Genomic DNA, 16610 nt, shown 5'->3' with positions numbered 1-16610 from the left:
TCCCGCGCTTCCGATTCGATTGCGCCCGCTTCTCACCGCATCTTCTGATCGCCCGGCCGGTCCCGAAGGGCTTCAAGCTGACAACGTCAATCCGCTCTGAATTGCGGCGCGGCGCCACCAGCGCCGCCTCCCATCACTGCGTCTTGAGCAACCGCTGGGGTGTTAGCAACGCTTCGCCGTCGAGGCGTGCAACGCCCAGCAGACGTGCAGCGGTGTCGGCGTTGGCTTCGGCGTAGACCTTGACTTCGATGCTGTCGTGCTCGGCAGCACATGCACGTAAGGGGGCGGGGCACCGGAGGTCGTCCAGACGCAGACGTTGCCCATGGCTGAAGCGCTTCGCGAGCGTGTCGTCGAGCCACACGGCGGGCAGCGTCTTGAGCAGTGCATCGACCGGCGCCAGCTTTTCGACGCGTTGCGGGTGATCGAGCGCGTTCAGTGCTTCCAGCGTCACGGCGCCATCGAGCGTGAGCGGACCGACCGCCGTACGTCGCAGCGCACGCAGATGTGCCCCACAACCCAGCGCTTCACCGATGTCTTCCGCCAGCGTACGCACGTAAGTGCCTTTGCTGCACGTCACGCGGAACGTGAATTCGTTCTCCGCCGGCAACGCGCATTCCGTCATTTCCAGCAGATGGATCGTCACCGACCGCGCCTCTCGCTCGATGGTCTGACCGGCGCGGGCATACTCGTAAAGGGGTTTGCCGTCGCGCTTGAGTGCCGAGTACATCGGCGGCACCTGTGAAATCGGCCCGGTGAAGCGCGGCAATACGGCACGAATCGCGGCTTCGTCCACCTGTACCGGACGCGTTTGCAGCACCTCGCCTTCCGCGTCGCCCGTCGTTGTGGTCTCCCCCAGACGCACTCGCGCTTCGTACGTCTTGTCGGCTTCGAGCAAGTCCTGCGAGAACTTCGTCGCCTCACCGAAACAGAGCGGCAACAGCCCTGTCGCCAACGGATCGAGCGTGCCCGTGTGACCGGCCTTGAGCGCCTGAAGCGCACGCTTGGCCTTGATCAAGGCATCGTTGGACGACAACCCCAGCGGCTTGTCGAGCAGCAACACACCGTCGAGCGGGAAACGAGGGAGCTTTTGGCGGGGTGCCTGCGAACGCGGGTCCGTCATGTGTGGGAATGACTTGAGAAATTCGAATGGGGTAACGCCGCGGCGCGCATCGACAGCGCTCGGGCATCGCAACACCGCCGGACTCGCTTTGCGCCAGCCCGGCAGGCTACGGTGTCAATCGACGGCTTACTTGCCGTCGTCTTCCTTGTGATCGCCTTCAACGCCGTCGTCGGCATCGTCGTCGGCTTGCGCATCTTCCTTCGCACGCGTGGCGTTGGCCGTATCGATCAGACGCGACATCTCAATGGCACGTTCGATCGACTGGTCGAAGTGGAAATGCAGCGTCGGCACCGTGTGAATGTGCAAGCGCTTGAACAGCAGATTGCGCAGGTAGCCTGCGGCTTCGTTGAGCGCTTCGCCGGTCGCTTTCGGATCGCCGGTGAGCGTCGTGTAAAACACCTTCGCATGCGCGTAATCAGGCGTCACTTCCACGCTTTGCAGCGTGACCAGCCCAATGCGCGGGTCCTTCACTTCGCGCTGAATCAACTCCGAGAGATCACGCTGGATCTGATCGTTGATGCGAAGATTTCGACCGGGAACGCCACGTTTCTTTGCCATAACATACTCGCTAGTAATGCAATGGCCCACGCCACCGGTTTCCCGGCTTGGTGGGCCATTCCACTTCCATTGTGCAAATCGCGTTACAGCGAGCGCGCAACTTCCGTGATTTCAAACGCTTCCAGTTGGTCGCCTTCCGTAATGTCGTTGAAGTTCTTCACCGACAGACCGCACTCGAAGCCTGACTTGACTTCCTTGACGTCATCCTTGAAGCGCTTGAGCGAATCCAGCTCGCCCGTGAAGATGACCACGTTGTCGCGCAGCACACGCACGTGCGACGAACGCTTGACGAAGCCGTCGAGCACCATACAGCCGGCCACCGTACCGACCTTCGGCACCTTGAACGTCTGACGCACTTCGACCATACCCGTGATTTCTTCCTTCTTCTCCGGCGCCAGCATGCCCGACATTGCTGCCTTCACCTCATCCACTGCGTCATAGATGATGTTGTAGTAGCGAATATCGATACCGTTCGACTCGGCCAGCTTGCGGGCCAGTGCATCGGCACGCGTGTTGAAGCCGATGATGACCGCCTTCGAAGCCGTTGCCAGGTTGACGTCGCTTTCGCTGATACCACCGACCGCAGCGTGCACGATCTGCACGCGCACTTCCGGCGTCGAGAGCTTGTTGAGCGACTGCGCCAGTGCTTCCTGCGAACCCTGAACGTCTGCCTTGATGATGAGGGGCAGCGTCTTGACTTCGCCTTCGGCCATCTGCTCGAACATGTTCTCCAGCTTCGCAGCTTGCTGCTTGGCCAGCTTCACATCGCGGAACTTGCCTTGACGGAACAGTGCGATTTCACGTGCCTTGCGTTCGTCCTGAACCACCAGCACTTCTTCACCGGCGCCCGGCACTTCCGACAGACCCTGGATTTCGACCGGGATCGACGGACCTGCGTCCTTCGTGTTCTTGCCGGTTTCGTCCAGCATGGCGCGAACGCGACCGTAAGCCTGGCCTGCCAGCACCATGTCGCCGCGCTTGAGCGTGCCCGACTGCACCAGAATCGTGGCGACCGGACCCTTACCCTTGTCCAGCTTCGCTTCGATCACGATACCCTTGGCCGGCGCTTCCACCGGTGCCTTCAACTCCAGCACTTCGGCTTGCAGCAGCACGTTCTCGAGCAGATCGTCGATACCCGTACCCGTCTTGGCCGACACCGGCACGAACGGCGAATCGCCACCGTACTCTTCCGGCACCACACCTTCGGCCACCAGTTCCTGCTTCACGCGGTCCGGGTTGGCTTCGGGCTTGTCGATCTTGTTGATCGCCACCACGATCGGCACACCGGCCGACTTCGCGTGGGCAATCGCTTCCTTCGTCTGCGGCATCACACCATCGTCCGCCGCGACCACGAGAATCACGATGTCCGTTGCCTGTGCGCCGCGAGCACGCATGGCCGTAAACGCCTCGTGACCCGGCGTGTCGAGGAACGTCACCGTACCGCGCGGTGTGTCGACGTGATACGCACCGATGTGCTGCGTAATGCCGCCGGCTTCGCCCGACGCCACCTTGGCGCGACGGATGTAGTCCAGCAGCGAGGTCTTGCCGTGGTCGACGTGACCCATCACGGTCACCACCGGCGGACGCGGCAGCGCTTCGGCTTCCGTCACGTCGTTGCCGAGGTCGAGCAGCGTTTCCGGATCGTCCAGCTTGGCGGCGATTGCGCGGTGGCCGAGTTCCTCCACCACGATCATCGCCGTTTCCTGATCGAGCACCTGGTTGATGGTCACCATCTGGCCCATCTTCATCATCAGCTTGATGACTTCGGCGGCCTTGACCGACATCTTGTGCGCCAGATCGGCAACGCTGATCGTTTCCGGCACATGCACATCACGCACGACCGGTTCGGTCGGTGCCTGGAATGCCTGACGGTCATCCTGCGAATGACGGTCGCCGCGACGGCCACCACGGCCACCGCCGCGCCAGCCATCCGAACCACCGCTCGTATCGCCGCGTGTCTTCATGCCGCCACGCTTGTTGCGATTGTCGGTGTCCTTCTGCCAGGCGCCCGGCTTCTTGTCCTTCTTGTCGGCAGCACCCGCCGTCGTCGAGGCCGGCGCGGCGGCCGGCTTCTTGTCCGCCGGCTTGGCAGCCGCACCTTCCGGCTTGGCCGGCTTGTGCAACGTACCCTTCGCAGCATCCGGCTTCGCCGGTGCGGCGGCAGCAGGTGCCGGCTCCGGTGCCTTCAGCACGCGACGCGGTGCATTCATCATTTCGCGAATCGCGCGGGCTTCGGCTTCGGCCGCGGCACGACGCTTGCGAATCGCTTCTTCTTCGGCGCGCGCCTTGTCAGCCGCTGCACTCGCCTTTTCGGCGGCTGCACGGGCTTCTTCGCTCGCCTTGCGAGCCTGCTCGCGCTCGGCATCGGCCTTGGCGGCAGCGGCCTTCTCGGCTTGTGCTGCCTGCGCTGCCTTTTCGGCGTCGGCCTTGGCTGCCTTGTCGGCTTCCACTTGCGCCTGCTTTTCGGCTTCAGCGTCGGCTGCCTTGGCTTCGGCCTTCGCCTTCTGCTCTTCGGCCGCCTTCGCTGCCGCGGCTACGCGCTCCGCTTCCTCACGCACACGGCGCTCGGCAGCTTCCTTCTCTTCGCGCTCGCGACGCTCGGCCTCTTCGCGCTCCAGTTGTTCCTGGCGACGCTTGAGCTCGGCCGCTTCCGCTGCCAGACGCTCCGCTTCGCGGCGTGCGTCTTCTTCGCGCAGACGGAGGGCTTCGTCTTCGGCAGCCGCTGCAGCGTTCTCAGCGCCCTCCGCGACGTCGTCGCGCTTGACGAACGTGCGCTTCTTGCGCACTTCGACCTGAATCGTCCGCGCCTTACCGGTCGCGTCGGCCTGCTTGATTTCCGAGGTCTGGCGACGCGTCAGAGTAATCTTCTTTTTGTCGCCGTCGCCAGCGCCGTGCGATCGGCGCAGGTGCTCCAGCAGACGGGCCTTGTCGGCTTCCGTCACCGAATCGTCGGCGCTGAGTTTGTCCACGCCGGCGGCTTTGAGTTGCTCCAGCAACACGCCGGCCGGCATTTTCAGTTCTTCAGCAAATTGGGCTACGTTGATGCTCGCCATTCAAACCTCTTCAAGCAAGGCCAGGCGCCTTGCGGTTAACTTCAAAGTTCACTGTTCCATATGCATGCCGGGGCAGGTCATCATTGGAACCAGTGCTCTCGCGCTTTCATGATCAGGGCCTTGGCAGCTTCTTCCTCGACGCCCGTCATTTCGGTCAGTTCGTCGACAGCCAGTTCGGCCAGATCATCGCGCGTCTGAATTTCATGCTCGGCCAGTTTGGCCAGCAACTCCGGCGTCATGCCGTCGAGGCTCTTGAGATCGAGTGCGACACCTTCGACCTTCTCCTCGGTGGCAATCGCCTGCGTGAGCAGTGCGTCGCGCGCACGATTGCGCAGCTCGTGCACCGTGTCCTCGTCGAATGCTTCGATTTCGAGCATTTCGTTCAGGGGCACGTAGGCGATTTCTTCCAGGCTCGAGAAACCTTCCTCGATCAGGATGTCCGCCACTTCCTCATCCACATCGAGACGCTGCATGAACAACGTGCGCAGCGTGCCGCGCTCTTCGTTCTGCTTCTCGGCCGATTCGTCCGGCGTCATGATGTTGATCTGCCAGCCCGTCAGTTCCGACGCGAGACGCACGTTCTGACCGCTGCGACCGATCGCGACTGCCAGTTCGTTCTCGTCGACGACGACGTCCATGCTGTGCTTCTCTTCGTCCACGACGATCGACTGCACCGCCGCTGGCGCCAGCGCGCCGATCACGAATTGCGCGGGGTCTTCCGACCACAGCACGATATCGACGTTCTCGCCGCCAAGCTCGTTACGCACCGCCTGAACACGCGTGCCGCGAATGCCCACGCAAGTCCCGATCGGATCGATACGCTTGTCGTACGCCACGACGGCGATCTTGGCGCGCACGCCCGGATCACGAGCAGCCGACTTGATCTCCAGCAGACCCTGTTCGATTTCCGGCACTTCCATGCCGAACAGTTCGATCAGGAATTCCGGAGCGGTACGCGAGAGTTCGATTTGCGGGCCGCGAGCCGTACGGTCGACCTTCACGATGAACGCGCGAACGCGGTCGCCGATACGCAGGTTTTCCTTCGTGATGAGCTGATCGCGACGCAGCAGCGCCTCGACACGGCCCGACTCGACAATCAGGTTGCCCTTGTCGAGACGCTTGACCGTACCGGTCATGATCTTTTCGCCGCGCTCGAGGAAGTCCGACAGGATCTGCTCACGCTCGGCATCGCGAATGCGTTGCAAAATGACTTGCTTCGCAGCTTGCGCACCAATACGGCCGAACTCGACCGATTCCACCGGCTCTTCGATGAACTCGCCGATTTCGATCGAGGGATTTTCTTCCTTGGCTTCGAACGACAGGATCTGCTTGTCCGGCTCCTGCAAACCCGCTTCGTCCGGCACTACCAGCCAGCGACGGAAGCTCTCGTGCTCGCCCGACTCACGGTCGATGTGCACGCGAATGTCGACGTCTTCGGTGTAGCGCTTCTTGGTGGCCGAAGCCAATGCTGCTTCAAGCGCGCCGAACACGACATCCTTGTCGACGTTCTTTTCGCGCGCGAGCGCATCGACCAACAGCAATACTTCGCGACTCATCGTTTGCGACTCCTAAAATCAATCTGCGGCACAAGGCGCGCACGGTCAATATCCGCGAGGGTGAATTCGAGCAGCGCCGGGCCGCCCTTGCCTTCGAATTCAAGGCTCAAGTTTTCGCCTTGCGGCGCCTGCAAAATGCCGCGGAACTGCTTGCGGCCTTCAAGCGGCACACGCAACGTGAGACTCACTTCGACGCCGGCAAAACGCTCGAAGTCACGCAGCTTGCGCAGCGGACGGTCAAGCCCCGGCGACGACACTTCAAGTCGGTCGTAATTGACGTTCTCGACCATCAGGACGTGCGAGAGCTGACGGCTCACCGTCTCGCAGTCATCGATCGTGATGCCTTCCGGCTTGTCGATGTATACGCGCAGCAGTCCGCCGCCGGCACGCTCAAGATCGACCAGCTCGTAACCCAGGCCTTCGACCGTGGTCTCGATCAGTTCTGGCAATTGCAACTTTGCTCACCCTAGAAAAACTCGCGCGCATCAGCAGCGCCCGACATGTCTGCGCGCCCCGCATGGGACGTCGCACGATGCCCACCTCGACCGTCCGGGCCGGTGTACCTGAGTCGGCACACCCACTCCCCGACACGGCGGCATCGGCCGCGCAAAACGCTCGCGGCAAAAAAAAATGGGCGAAACGCCCATTTCTTACAGCCTCATTGCGCATGAGGTGCGCGTCGCAGCAGAACGCCCGACACGCAAACCAGCTTATTCATTGATTTTATATGGTTTTGGCCCGATTTGCAACGCTTGGCGGCGGAAATGCGTCTTGACCGAGCGCCGTTGCTACCTTGCCGCGCTGCAAAATCGGGGCGCCCACTCAGCGGGATCGATTGCCGCCGCGGTTACCACGGTTGCCCTGGTTCCCGCCACCGCCACTCGCGCGATTTCCGCCGCGGCTGCGATTGCCGTTTCCATTGCCGCCGTTACCACCATAACCGCCGTTACCACCGCCGCCACCATTACCGCCATTGCCGCCACGCGACTGGCCGCCGTAACCGCTGCCTGCGTTACCGCCACCGAAGCGGCGACCCTCGCCACGCGGCGAAGGCGTCTGCCCCGGATAGCCGCCGCTCGGACCGACGAACGCCGTCAGCGGATTGGCACGCGGGCGACGCGACTGACCCGGTTCGCGAGCGAACACGCCAAGGGCCGTCTGCATCGGATCCGGCTGACGACGCGGCTCCTTCGGTGCGCCGGCCTTGCCGCCGCGACCACCGTTGCGTGCGCCCTTCTCGTCCGACGCCGCCCCCGGCACCTTCATGCCGACCGCCGCGAACAGCGAGCGCACCTGCGCTTCGTCCATTTCTTCGTAACGGCCTCGCTTGAGGCCACGCGGCAGCGTCAGCGGACCGTAACGCGTACGGATCAGACGACTCACCATCAACCCTGCGGCGTCGAACATACGACGCACTTCGCGGTTACGACCTTCAGCCAGCGCCACGTGATACCAGTGGTTCGAGCCCTCGCCACCGCCGTCCTTCAAGCGCAGGAAGTTGGCCTCGCCATCATCCAGCTTGATGCCGTGCAGCAGTTGCTGACGCGACGCTTCGCTCAACTGACCGACGGTGCGCACCGCATACTCGCGCTCGATCTCATAGCGCGGGTGCATGAAGCGGTTCGCCAGATCGCCCGACGTCGTCAGGATCAGCAGACCTTCCGTATTGAAGTCGAGACGCCCGACCGCGAGCCATTTGGCCGTCTTCATCGGCGGCAGACGATCGAACACCGACGTGCGCCCTTCCGGATCGGAATGGCTGACGATTTCGCCTGCCGGCTTGTGATACAGCAGCACGCGCGGCGGTTTGCTGGTGATACGGCGCTTGACGAGCTTGCCGTTGATACGAACCTGATCGGTCGGCAGAATGCGCTGACCGATGTGAGCCGGTTCCGAGTTCACGGAGACGCGACCGGCCAGGATCAGCTCCTCCATCTCGCGACGAGAACCCATGCCGGCTTCGGCCAACACCTTATGCAGCTTCGGCGCTTCGTCGTCCGGGGACAGCACGCGACGGTCCGCCGGGCGGCGGCCGCGCTGAGCGCGTGCCGAAGCTGCGTTATCGCCTTCGCCGTCTTCCGCGTCGAATCCACCCGACGTGACGAACGCGAACAGATCGCCATCACCCGAATTGCCAGCATTGCCGGCGCCGCCCTTGCCCCGCGCACCGCCAGCCGGCCCCTTGCGACCACGGCCTTGTGGCTTGCCGGACGGGCTCTGACCACCCTGACCGCCCTGCGCGCCTTGCGCACCTCGCTGCGCACGACCGCCCGGTGCAGCGCCATTGGCGCCACCAGAGGGCTGCGACGGCTGCACATCGTCGCGCTTCGCGCCACGCGGCTTGCGCGAGCTCGTGCGAGCACGCCCCTGCGCCGCCGAAGGCGCGCCATCGGCACCCGACGCCTGCGCCTGCGGCGCATCGAAGGACAACGCACCTTGCGCTGCGTCCGAACCGGCGACTTCGCCGTTATCGTCGCCTTCGCGCTTGGCCTGCTGGGCCGCACGACGGCGGGCGATCAGACTGCGCGGACCACGGCGCAAACCGCGGCGCGACGCCTTTTCATCGCCGCCCTCGCCTTCCGGCGAACGTGCATCGGCACCGGCATCGCGTGCGTGCAGGTCCTGGGATTCTTCGTTTTGTTTCAACACAACCTCATTGGAAAACGGGATCGTTGCGGGCAGGCGTAAATCGCTGCCCTGATCCGTGTTCGCACCATGAATGCGCGGCAAATGCGTGCCGCGGCTTCGTTCTTATCGCAAACGGCCCTTCGGGTGAGTACGGCGCCAGGCGCCGCCGCCTCAGGTACCGGTGACGAGATTCTTGTCGTCCCCGTCGTTCTCGTCGTCATCCAGCGCACCGGGCGTGGGCTGCCCGGCAGCGGCTTCGTTCGCTGCCGAGTCGACAGCGTGCGGGGAAACCTCTTGCGCCAACGACGCTGCGGGATCTGCCGCATGCGTCGCGCCTTCTTCCGTACCGGCGTCCTGCATATCTTGCGGCGAATCCTCGCCGACAGGAACCGCAGCCTCCGATACTTCGGAAAATTCCTTGTATTGCGCGACGTCGTCATCCGACCGCTCGCCATCGAGCCCGGTCGATACCTCGTCACGCCAATCGTCATCGCTCACATCGGCCACGCCGGACACATCGCCTTGCGGCCCGCCGTCCTGCTCACTGACGTGCGCCGATTCGTCGAGTTCCTCGGCATCCGGGGAAATTTCGGCAGACGGGCCAATCTCGGCATCGTCCGACGTATCGACGACAACGTCCGTCGCGACCGGCTTCCCGGCATCCGGCGACGATTCAGGCTCGGCTTCGGCCAACACGGCGTCCAGCAAGGCCTCTTCCGTCACCGCCTCGCCAGCGTCGCCGCCAGGCGGTAACGGGCGCTGATCTTCCGGCAATCCTTGTGCGAGCGGCAGATCGTCGGCGCGTGTCTGCGCCAGCAGTGCGAGCGCTTCGGCGTCGGCGACCGGCGCATCATCAGACACCGCCTCGTCACCGTCATCCCCCTCGGCACGCTCGCCGAATTCGATGTTCTGCTGCGCGAGCAAATCAATCTGCGCCTGCGCCGCCGGATCTTCCAGCGGCGGCAGCGCATCGAGCGCGCGCAAGCCCAGATCGTCGAGGAAGTCCTTGGTCGTGGCGTACAGGCCGGGGCGTCCCGGCACGTCGCGGTGACCAATCACCTCGATCCAGCCACGATCCTCGAGCTGCTTGATGATCTGCGTATTGACCGTTACGCCGCGAATCTCTTCGATATCGCCACGCGTGACCGGCTGGCGATACGCAATGATCGCTAGCGTCTCCATCACGGCGCGCGAGTACTTCGGCGGCTTCTCCGGATTGAGGCGGTCAAGGTATTCACGCATGCGCGGACGGCTCTGGAAACGCCAGCCGGTGGCCAGTGCCACCAATTCCACACCTCGGCCATCCCATTGCACGCGGATTTCCTCGAGCAGCGCGCGCACCGTGTCACCGGACACGGCGTCATTGAAGAGCTTGCGCAGATCGCCGACCTTGAGCGGCTCCTGCGCGCAAATCAACGCGGTCTCGAGGACGAGTTTCGCCTCTTGGGTATTCATGTGCGACTAAGCAGACCGGGGGCTTGGCAACCCGGTATCAGGAATAAATGGATGCTTGGAACACGAGAAACGGTCGTCGATCGAAAAAACAACCGCTTCGCATAAGCGCGCGCCCTTTTGTGTTCGGTCGTAGTGACGGCGGCGCGACCAGAATGCTTCGAAACGACCTGCCGGGAAAACGCCCAGGCCGATAGTGCGGCGAGACGGACGTCCGGTATGTGCGCAATTATTACTGAAACACTGACGCCCGTAAAGCATCGTCGAAACCTCGGCGTCCCGCCAGCCGAAATGGCGAGTCGACGCCTCATGGTAAACTTTCAAAATAACTTCAGGGGCCACCATGACCACCGAGATCGGTCGCATTCCCGGCAACCCCATTCCGGTTGCCCAGCCTCGTTGTTCCACCTGCTCACTGGGGCAGTTCTGCCTGCCCGTCGGCATCCCTGAGCCGGAGCTGGAACGACTTGACGCACTCGTAAGCGAGCGCCGCCGCCTCAAGAAGGGCGAAGTGCTCTATCACGCCAACGATGATCTGAACGCCGTCTACGGCATTCGTTTCGGGTCGCTCAAGAGCTGCGTCACGGCCCCCGACGGCCGCGAGCAGGTCGTCGGCTTCCACCTCCAGGGCGAGTTGATCGGTCTGGACGCCGTCGCAGACAATCATCATCCGACGACCGCCGTCGCACTGGAAGACAGCGAACTTTGCATCGCCCGCTTCAACGAGCTGGAGACGCTGTCGCGCCAGGTACCGTCGCTGCAACGCCAGTTGCATCGCCTGATGAGTCAGGAAATCCGTAACGAGCACCAGCAACTGCTTGCGCTCGGGACGATGCGTGCCGAGGAACGTCTGGCCGTATTCCTCCTGAATCTGTCGGAACGGCTGTCGGCGCGCGGTTACGCGGCGAACGAGTTCGTGCTGCGCATGAGCCGCGAAGAAATCGGAAGCTTCCTCGGTCTCAAGCTGGAGACGGTCAGCCGCCTGTTCTCGCGCTTCGCGCAGAACGGCATGATCGAAATCCGCCAGCGTCACGTCAAGATCATCGACGGCGTCGCCCTGCGCGAGCTCGCCGGCGTGCATCACTGCTGATCCGGCGTCCGGGGGCGCATGAGCGCCCCCGCTCCTGCGCCCCCTCACCGGCTCGCACTTCCCCTAACTTCCCCGCACGATTCACTCGTTTCGCTCGTTTCGTTACCGTCCACTCGCTCGGACGGCACTTCTGCGTTACCCATAAGCTACCGGCCCAGCCCGATGGATGCCTTGCGCCAGATCAAACCTCGCTCAACGCGCCCATCGGCCAGCCCCGGGCTTTCGGCACATGAGCCAATCCGGCGCCCGCAAGCACCGCCGGGCAAATCAGGCCCCTGCTGCCCGCCATGACGACCCGCGGCGACGCCAATCCGTCGCGCGTTCGACAAGCCCGGGCAAACCCTCCATAATCGGCGCGTTCACCACGCGGCACATCCGCCGGGCGGTGTTTCGAGCGTTGGACCCCGACGGAGGCCGTCGTTATGCCCGCAACCATATTTCTTAGCCCGGAAGACGCCGAGCACGCGTTCTACGAAGCGTTGCGCGCCGGCGACACCGATACGCTGATGGATGTCTGGTCGGAAGACGAGGAGGTCGTCTGCATCCATCCCTCGGGCCCCCGCCAGGTCGGCCCCGCAGCCGTACGCGCGAGTTGGCGGCAAATTCTTACCAAAGGTGGCCTTCAGGTAACGGTCAGCCACCTTCAGGTCGCGCACAACCCGTTGTGCGCCGTCCATAACGTGCTTGAGCAGATCCAGGTCGAAACCCGTCCGGAAGCGCGGTATGCGTTCGTGCTGGCAACCAACGTCTACCTGAAGGAGGCAGACGGCTGGCGGCTCGTGTTGCACCACGCCAGCCCCGCCATCGGCCACGAGGATACGGGCACGCAATTGCCTCGTACCCATCGTCTGCATTGAGGCACTCCCCGCCACGTCACCGTCTCAACGCGGTTCCGTTGTCGACGCCGGCCTCCGCATCCCAATACGGCACAGGACCGAAACGTTCCTGTAGAAATTCGATGAGCGCATGGGTTTTCGGCGGCACGAAAGCCCGGCTCGGATAGACGGCCCAGATGGCGACCTCCTCCGCCAGCGGGTACGCGGGCAGCACCGGCACGAGTTCGCCGCGCTTCAAATACGCTCCGATATCCCACGTCGACTTGAGCGCAATGCCGATGCCGGCGAGTACCGCGTCGCGCAACACCTCGCCGTTATCGGAAGCCAGACGCCCGCTCACGCGCACATTCAACGTGCCGCCCGGCGTCTCGAAGCGCCAGTCGCGCTGATCCCCGAGAATCAGACAGTCGTGAGCGGCGAGATCCCCCGGATGCCGCGGCGTGCCGTGCGCCGCCAGATAGGCGGGAGACGCACACAACGTGCGCGTATTCGACGCGAGCTTTCGGGCGACCAGCGTCGAATCCCGCAGGGCGCCGACACGGATGGCGAGATCCACCCCCTCCTCCAGCAGATCGACGACACGGTCCGTGAGCCGAAAATCCAGCGAAATCCCGGGATAGCGCTCGAGAAACGCCGGCAACGCGGGCGAGACGTGCTGCCGCCCGAACGACGACGAGCACGACACCCGCAAACGCCCTTGCGGCGCAGCCAGCCCTTGCCCGACGCTCGCCAGCGCCTGCGCTTCGGCCGCGAGCAACGCCTGCGCCTGCAGCAGGAACACCTCGCCCTCCTGCGTGAGCGCGACGCGCCGCGTCGTCCGGTGCAGCAAGCGGGCGCCCAGCGCGGTCTCCAGTTGCACCAGACGCGTGCTGGCCGCCGCCGGGGACACCCCCCGCTCGCGCCCCGCCGCCGACACGTTTCCCAGCGCGGCAACCCGAACGAACAACGCTACGGTATCGAGGTCCAATGACATTTATCGGAATTTCCAAAAAATCTTTTCCGCATTATCCGAATTATCAAAGCAATCGACTAGCCGTAATCTCTCGTTATCGGATTCGGCGCGTCGCCAGTTCGCCACAAGGCGGGCGACGGGCCACCACTTCAGGAGAAAGCAGATGAAAGCCATTGGATTGACCCGTTACCTGCCGATCGACGACCCGAAGTCGCTCGAAGACATCGAACTCCCCACCCCGACACCCGCTGGCCGCGACGTGCTGGTCAAGGTCGAAGCCATTTCCGTCAATCCGGTCGACACCAAGGTACGCGCCCCGAAGGACAAGACCGAATCCGCACCGCGCGTGCTGGGCTGGGACGCCGCCGGCACCGTCGCCGCCGTCGGGCCGGACGTGACTCTCTTCAAGGTCGGCGACCCGGTCTACTACGCTGGCAGCATCACGCGCCCCGGCGCGAACAGCGAATTCCATCTGGTGGACGAACGGATCGTGGGCCACATGCCGACGTCGCTCGACTTTGCGAACGCGGCCGCGCTGCCGCTCACCACGATCACCGCGTGGGAAGCCCTGTTCGATCGCCTGGGCATCGCACCGGACGGCAGCGACGAGGGCAAGTCGATCCTGATCGTGGGCGGCGCAGGCGGTGTGGGGTCCATCGCCATTCAGTTGGCCCGCCGACTGGCGAAACTGACGATCGCGGCGACGGCCTCGCGGCCGGAATCGGGGGACTGGTGCCGTCAGCTCGGCGCGCAGCACGTCATCGATCACTATCAGGACATGCCCACGCAGTTGAAGGCCATCGGCCTGCCCCAGGTGGACTTCGTGCTGTGCCTGAACGATACGGACACGCATTTCCCCGCGATGGCCGAGGCCGTCGCCCCGCAAGGCAAGATCTGCTCGATCGTGGAGAACGCCGGGCCGCTCGAAATCGGTTTGCTCAAGAGCAAGAGCGCCGCGTTCGTCTGGGAGTTCATGTTCACGCGTGCCATGTACGAGACGTCCGACATGATCGCGCAGCACAAGCTGTTGACCGAAGTCGCACGACTGGTCGATGCCGGCACGCTGCGCACCACGGTCGGCGAGGTGCTGGCCCCGATCAACGCCACCAACCTGCGACGCGCCCACGCGCAACTCGAAGGCGGCCGCACCATCGGCAAGCTCGTGCTCGCCGGGTTCTGACCAGTTTCCGACCGGGTTGTAAGTCACGCCGCCACGGCAGTCCACGCACCGGCAAGCGGCTAGCCGCTTGCCAACCACGGCGGCGCGACGATTGGTAACGCGCGTGTGCCCGCCAGCATGCCTTGCCCGCGGAAACAAAACGGCGCTTGCCCCATCGAGGCAAGCGCCGTTTCGCGATTCAAATCCGCTCAGACCGCCGCCGAACGCATGAGGCGCCCCTCGACGGACTCACGATCCCATCGTCACTTGACCGACGGCACCGTCCCTTCCGGCAACGCTACCGCCTCGGCCGGATGCACGATCTCGCCGCCCAGCGCGTTCACGCCGGCCATCAAACGTTCGAACGCCGCACCGACCAGCGTCGGATCGCCTTTCACCCCCAGATCGATGTGACGACGTGCGTAAATCGCGCCACGTTCGGCGTCGCCCACGCTCGGCAGGCTGAACACCTTGATGCCGTCGTACTCCGCTTCGATGGCTTCCATGAGCGGCGTGAGCGTCGATTCGGCCAGTCCGAACACGAGCACCGAACGCTCGGCGTGCCTCGTCAGGTGATGCAGGTCGGCGTAGTAGGTATCGAGCGCCCAGGCCATCATCGGCCACGCCATCACCGGAAAGCCCGGCATGAAGTGATGCTGCTCGACGGAAAACCCCGGAATCTTGTTATACGGATTCGGCAGCACACGTGCGCCGACCGGGAACTCGCCCATCTTCAGACGATGGCGGTTATCGGGCAGCGACATGTCGGCAACGCCATCGGGGCTCGTGTCGGCAATGCGCTCCATGATGAGCGCTTCGGCTTCCGGCGTGAGCGCCAGCGGCACGTTGAGCGCCGCCGCCGCGCACTGGCGCGTGTGGTCGTCCGGCGTGGCACCGATGCCGCCGGTCACGAACACGATGTCGTCGCTGGCGAACGTGCGGCGCAGCGTGGCCGTGATGCGCGCCGGATCGTCGCCGACATACTCGGCCCAGCCAAGCTGCATGCCGCGCTCGGTGAGCAATTCGATGAACTTGGGCAGATGCTTGTCGTGACGGCGTCCCGAGAGGATTTCGTCGCCGATGATGATGATGCCGACCGCCATGATGCTTCCTTTCTCTTGTCGTCAGTGCCTGGGGGATTGCGTCGCGCCGAGCCTCGGGCGCGTGCCGTTCGACGATTGTGCCACTTTCACGGCGAACCGTTGGGGGAGCGTGGCCCCGGCAACAGCGGAGACTCCGGGGACTTCGGGGATTCCGGCAATGCCTGCGCCGGCGGCAGATCCTCGCTCTCGGACGTCGGCGTACCGGTCACCGGCAGCACGGTTCCGGCGAACACCGGCTCGCGGTGCGCCTCTTCCGCCCGCATGCGCGACAACGCCCGCAGGCAATAGTGGGCGAACCACAGCGCCGAGAACACGAAGATCACCACGTACAGCCAGATCGCCAGCAGCGCAATGACCGGGAACAGCACGATCATGATGACGGACGAGACCCACAGCAGTGTCGGCAACGAGCCGAGCAAACCGGTAGCCACGCCGATCACGAGCAACGGCAGCCGCTTCTCGCGCACCAGCCTGCGCCGCTCCTCCGGACTCGCGTGAAACGCCAGCGCGTCGTAAGTCATCACGCGATAGGTCAACCAGCCCCACAGCAACGGCGGCACGATGGCGAAGAACGGCGGCACCAGCCAGAGCGGCAGCGTGACGAGCGCGGCGATCAGGAACACGACCGTCGCGCCGAGCGACTGACCGAGGCTGCCCCAGAACGAGCCGCCCTGCCGGGCTTCGAGATGAATGAAGTGACGGCGCGACAGATGCCGCAGCACCGCCGGCATCGACCATCCCGCAATGAGCAGCAGCGCGGTCACGACAATCAGGGGGACGAGCAGCGCCACCAGGATGAACGGCGCGAGCGCCATGCGCACGCTGTCCACCCCGAAATAGCCGAAGAAGCGGTAAATCCACTGCGTGAATTCCCACTGTTCAAGCCAGACGCGAAGGAAATCGGTGAACGGTTCCCATCCGAACCAGATCACGGCGCCCCAGAGAAGACCGGAGACGATGAAGGGCATTGCGGTGAGCCACAGCATGCGCGGATGCAGCAGACTCACGAGCGCGCGGCCGAGCGCGCGAAGAATATCGTTCATTCAGGTGCTGTACGAACCGAAACGGGCGTCGCGAGGACACCCGTTCGGCAGAGCCTTGGG

The 16610-nt window shown here is 64.0% G+C and carries 13 protein-coding genes; 3 read left to right on the top strand and 10 right to left on the bottom strand.

Annotation, left to right across the window (positions count from 1 at the left end):
- Positions 1-133: 133 nt before the first annotated feature.
- From truB to scpB, 7 genes are all read right to left on the bottom strand, one after another.
- A complete protein-coding gene (gene truB, locus PCA20602_RS22080; RefSeq protein WP_150723032.1) occupies positions 134-1120 on the bottom strand; it encodes a tRNA pseudouridine(55) synthase TruB in 987 nt (328 codons plus the stop codon).
- Positions 1121-1246: 126 nt separating this feature from the next.
- Positions 1247-1678, bottom strand: a complete 432-nt coding sequence (rbfA, locus tag PCA20602_RS22075) for a 30S ribosome-binding factor RbfA (RefSeq protein WP_150723031.1) — start codon at positions 1676-1678, stop codon at positions 1247-1249.
- Positions 1679-1761: 83 nt separating this feature from the next.
- On the bottom strand, positions 1762-4731 hold the full coding sequence (infB, locus tag PCA20602_RS22070; protein WP_069344889.1) for a translation initiation factor IF-2: 2970 nt from the start codon (positions 4729-4731) through the stop codon (positions 1762-1764).
- An 80-nt stretch (positions 4732-4811) separates the two neighbouring features.
- Positions 4812-6287, bottom strand: coding sequence for a transcription termination factor NusA (nusA, locus tag PCA20602_RS22065; protein ID WP_150723030.1), 1476 nt, complete (start codon positions 6285-6287; stop codon positions 4812-4814).
- Positions 6284-6742 carry a ribosome maturation factor RimP gene (gene rimP, locus PCA20602_RS22060; RefSeq protein ID WP_044455501.1) on the bottom strand — a complete coding sequence of 153 codons (459 nt, stop codon included), beginning with the start codon at positions 6740-6742 and terminating at the stop codon, positions 6284-6286. Before rimP ends, nusA begins: the two co-directional genes overlap by 4 nt.
- 367 nt (positions 6743-7109) lie before the next feature.
- Positions 7110-8933 carry a pseudouridine synthase gene (locus tag PCA20602_RS22055; RefSeq protein WP_425495701.1) on the bottom strand — a complete coding sequence of 608 codons (1824 nt, stop codon included), beginning with the start codon at positions 8931-8933 and terminating at the stop codon, positions 7110-7112.
- A gap of 153 nt (positions 8934-9086) precedes the next feature.
- Positions 9087-10370 (bottom strand): SMC-Scp complex subunit ScpB, encoded by a 1284-nt coding sequence (scpB, locus tag PCA20602_RS22050; RefSeq protein ID WP_150723028.1) that lies wholly within the window; start codon positions 10368-10370, stop codon positions 9087-9089.
- Between the two features lie 340 nt (positions 10371-10710).
- Here scpB and fnr point away from each other — a divergent pair, with 340 nt between their 5' ends.
- Positions 10711-11457, top strand: coding sequence for a fumarate/nitrate reduction transcriptional regulator Fnr (gene fnr, locus PCA20602_RS22045; RefSeq protein ID WP_069344886.1), 747 nt, complete (start codon positions 10711-10713; stop codon positions 11455-11457).
- Between the two features lie 434 nt (positions 11458-11891).
- On the top strand, positions 11892-12314 hold the full coding sequence (locus PCA20602_RS22040; protein ID WP_170836341.1) for a YybH family protein: 423 nt from the start codon (positions 11892-11894) through the stop codon (positions 12312-12314).
- Positions 12315-12330: 16 nt separating this feature from the next.
- On the opposite strand, the gene PCA20602_RS22035 is transcribed toward PCA20602_RS22040, so the two are convergent.
- Entirely contained in the window at positions 12331-13266 is a 936-nt protein-coding gene (locus PCA20602_RS22035; RefSeq protein ID WP_150723027.1) for a LysR family transcriptional regulator, read from the bottom strand.
- A gap of 142 nt (positions 13267-13408) precedes the next feature.
- On the opposite strand from PCA20602_RS22035, the gene PCA20602_RS22030 reads away from it, so the two are divergent.
- Positions 13409-14425, top strand: coding sequence for a zinc-binding alcohol dehydrogenase family protein (locus PCA20602_RS22030; protein WP_150723026.1), 1017 nt, complete (start codon positions 13409-13411; stop codon positions 14423-14425).
- Between the two features lie 242 nt (positions 14426-14667).
- Here the strand turns inward: PCA20602_RS22030 and PCA20602_RS22025 are convergent, their stop codons facing one another.
- A complete protein-coding gene (locus PCA20602_RS22025; protein ID WP_150723025.1) occupies positions 14668-15507 on the bottom strand; it encodes a competence/damage-inducible protein A in 840 nt (279 codons plus the stop codon).
- 86 nt (positions 15508-15593) lie between these two features.
- Positions 15594-16550, bottom strand: coding sequence for an EI24 domain-containing protein (locus PCA20602_RS22020; protein ID WP_246182289.1), 957 nt, complete (start codon positions 16548-16550; stop codon positions 15594-15596).
- Positions 16551-16610 lie beyond the last annotated feature (60 nt).

Source organism: Pandoraea capi, assembly GCF_902459735.1.
Taxonomy (GTDB): domain Bacteria; phylum Pseudomonadota; class Gammaproteobacteria; order Burkholderiales; family Burkholderiaceae; genus Pandoraea; species Pandoraea capi.
The sequence above is the reverse complement of the archived record's forward strand: the minus strand, read 5'-3'. Positions and strand labels throughout refer to the sequence as shown.

Bases quoted from the DNA above. Each gene is read 5' to 3' on its own strand.
- truB (WP_150723032.1), bottom strand. From the start codon at position 1,120: ATGACGGACCCGCGTTCGCAGGCACCCCGCCAAAAGCTCCCTCGTTTC.
- rbfA (WP_150723031.1), bottom strand. From the start codon at position 1,678: ATGGCAAAGAAACGTGGCGTTCCCGGTCGAAATCTTCGCATCAACGAT.
- infB (WP_069344889.1), bottom strand. From the start codon at position 4,731: ATGGCGAGCATCAACGTAGCCCAATTTGCTGAAGAACTGAAAATGCCG.
- nusA (WP_150723030.1), bottom strand. From the start codon at position 6,287: ATGAGTCGCGAAGTATTGCTGTTGGTCGATGCGCTCGCGCGCGAAAAG.
- scpB (WP_150723028.1), bottom strand. From the start codon at position 10,370: ATGAATACCCAAGAGGCGAAACTCGTCCTCGAGACCGCGTTGATTTGC.
- fnr (WP_069344886.1), top strand. From the start codon at position 10,711: ATGACCACCGAGATCGGTCGCATTCCCGGCAACCCCATTCCGGTTGCC.
- PCA20602_RS22035 (WP_150723027.1), bottom strand. From the start codon at position 13,266: ATGTCATTGGACCTCGATACCGTAGCGTTGTTCGTTCGGGTTGCCGCG.
- PCA20602_RS22030 (WP_150723026.1), top strand. From the start codon at position 13,409: ATGAAAGCCATTGGATTGACCCGTTACCTGCCGATCGACGACCCGAAG.
- PCA20602_RS22025 (WP_150723025.1), bottom strand. From the start codon at position 15,507: ATGGCGGTCGGCATCATCATCATCGGCGACGAAATCCTCTCGGGACGC.
- PCA20602_RS22020 (WP_246182289.1), bottom strand. From the start codon at position 16,550: ATGAACGATATTCTTCGCGCGCTCGGCCGCGCGCTCGTGAGTCTGCTG.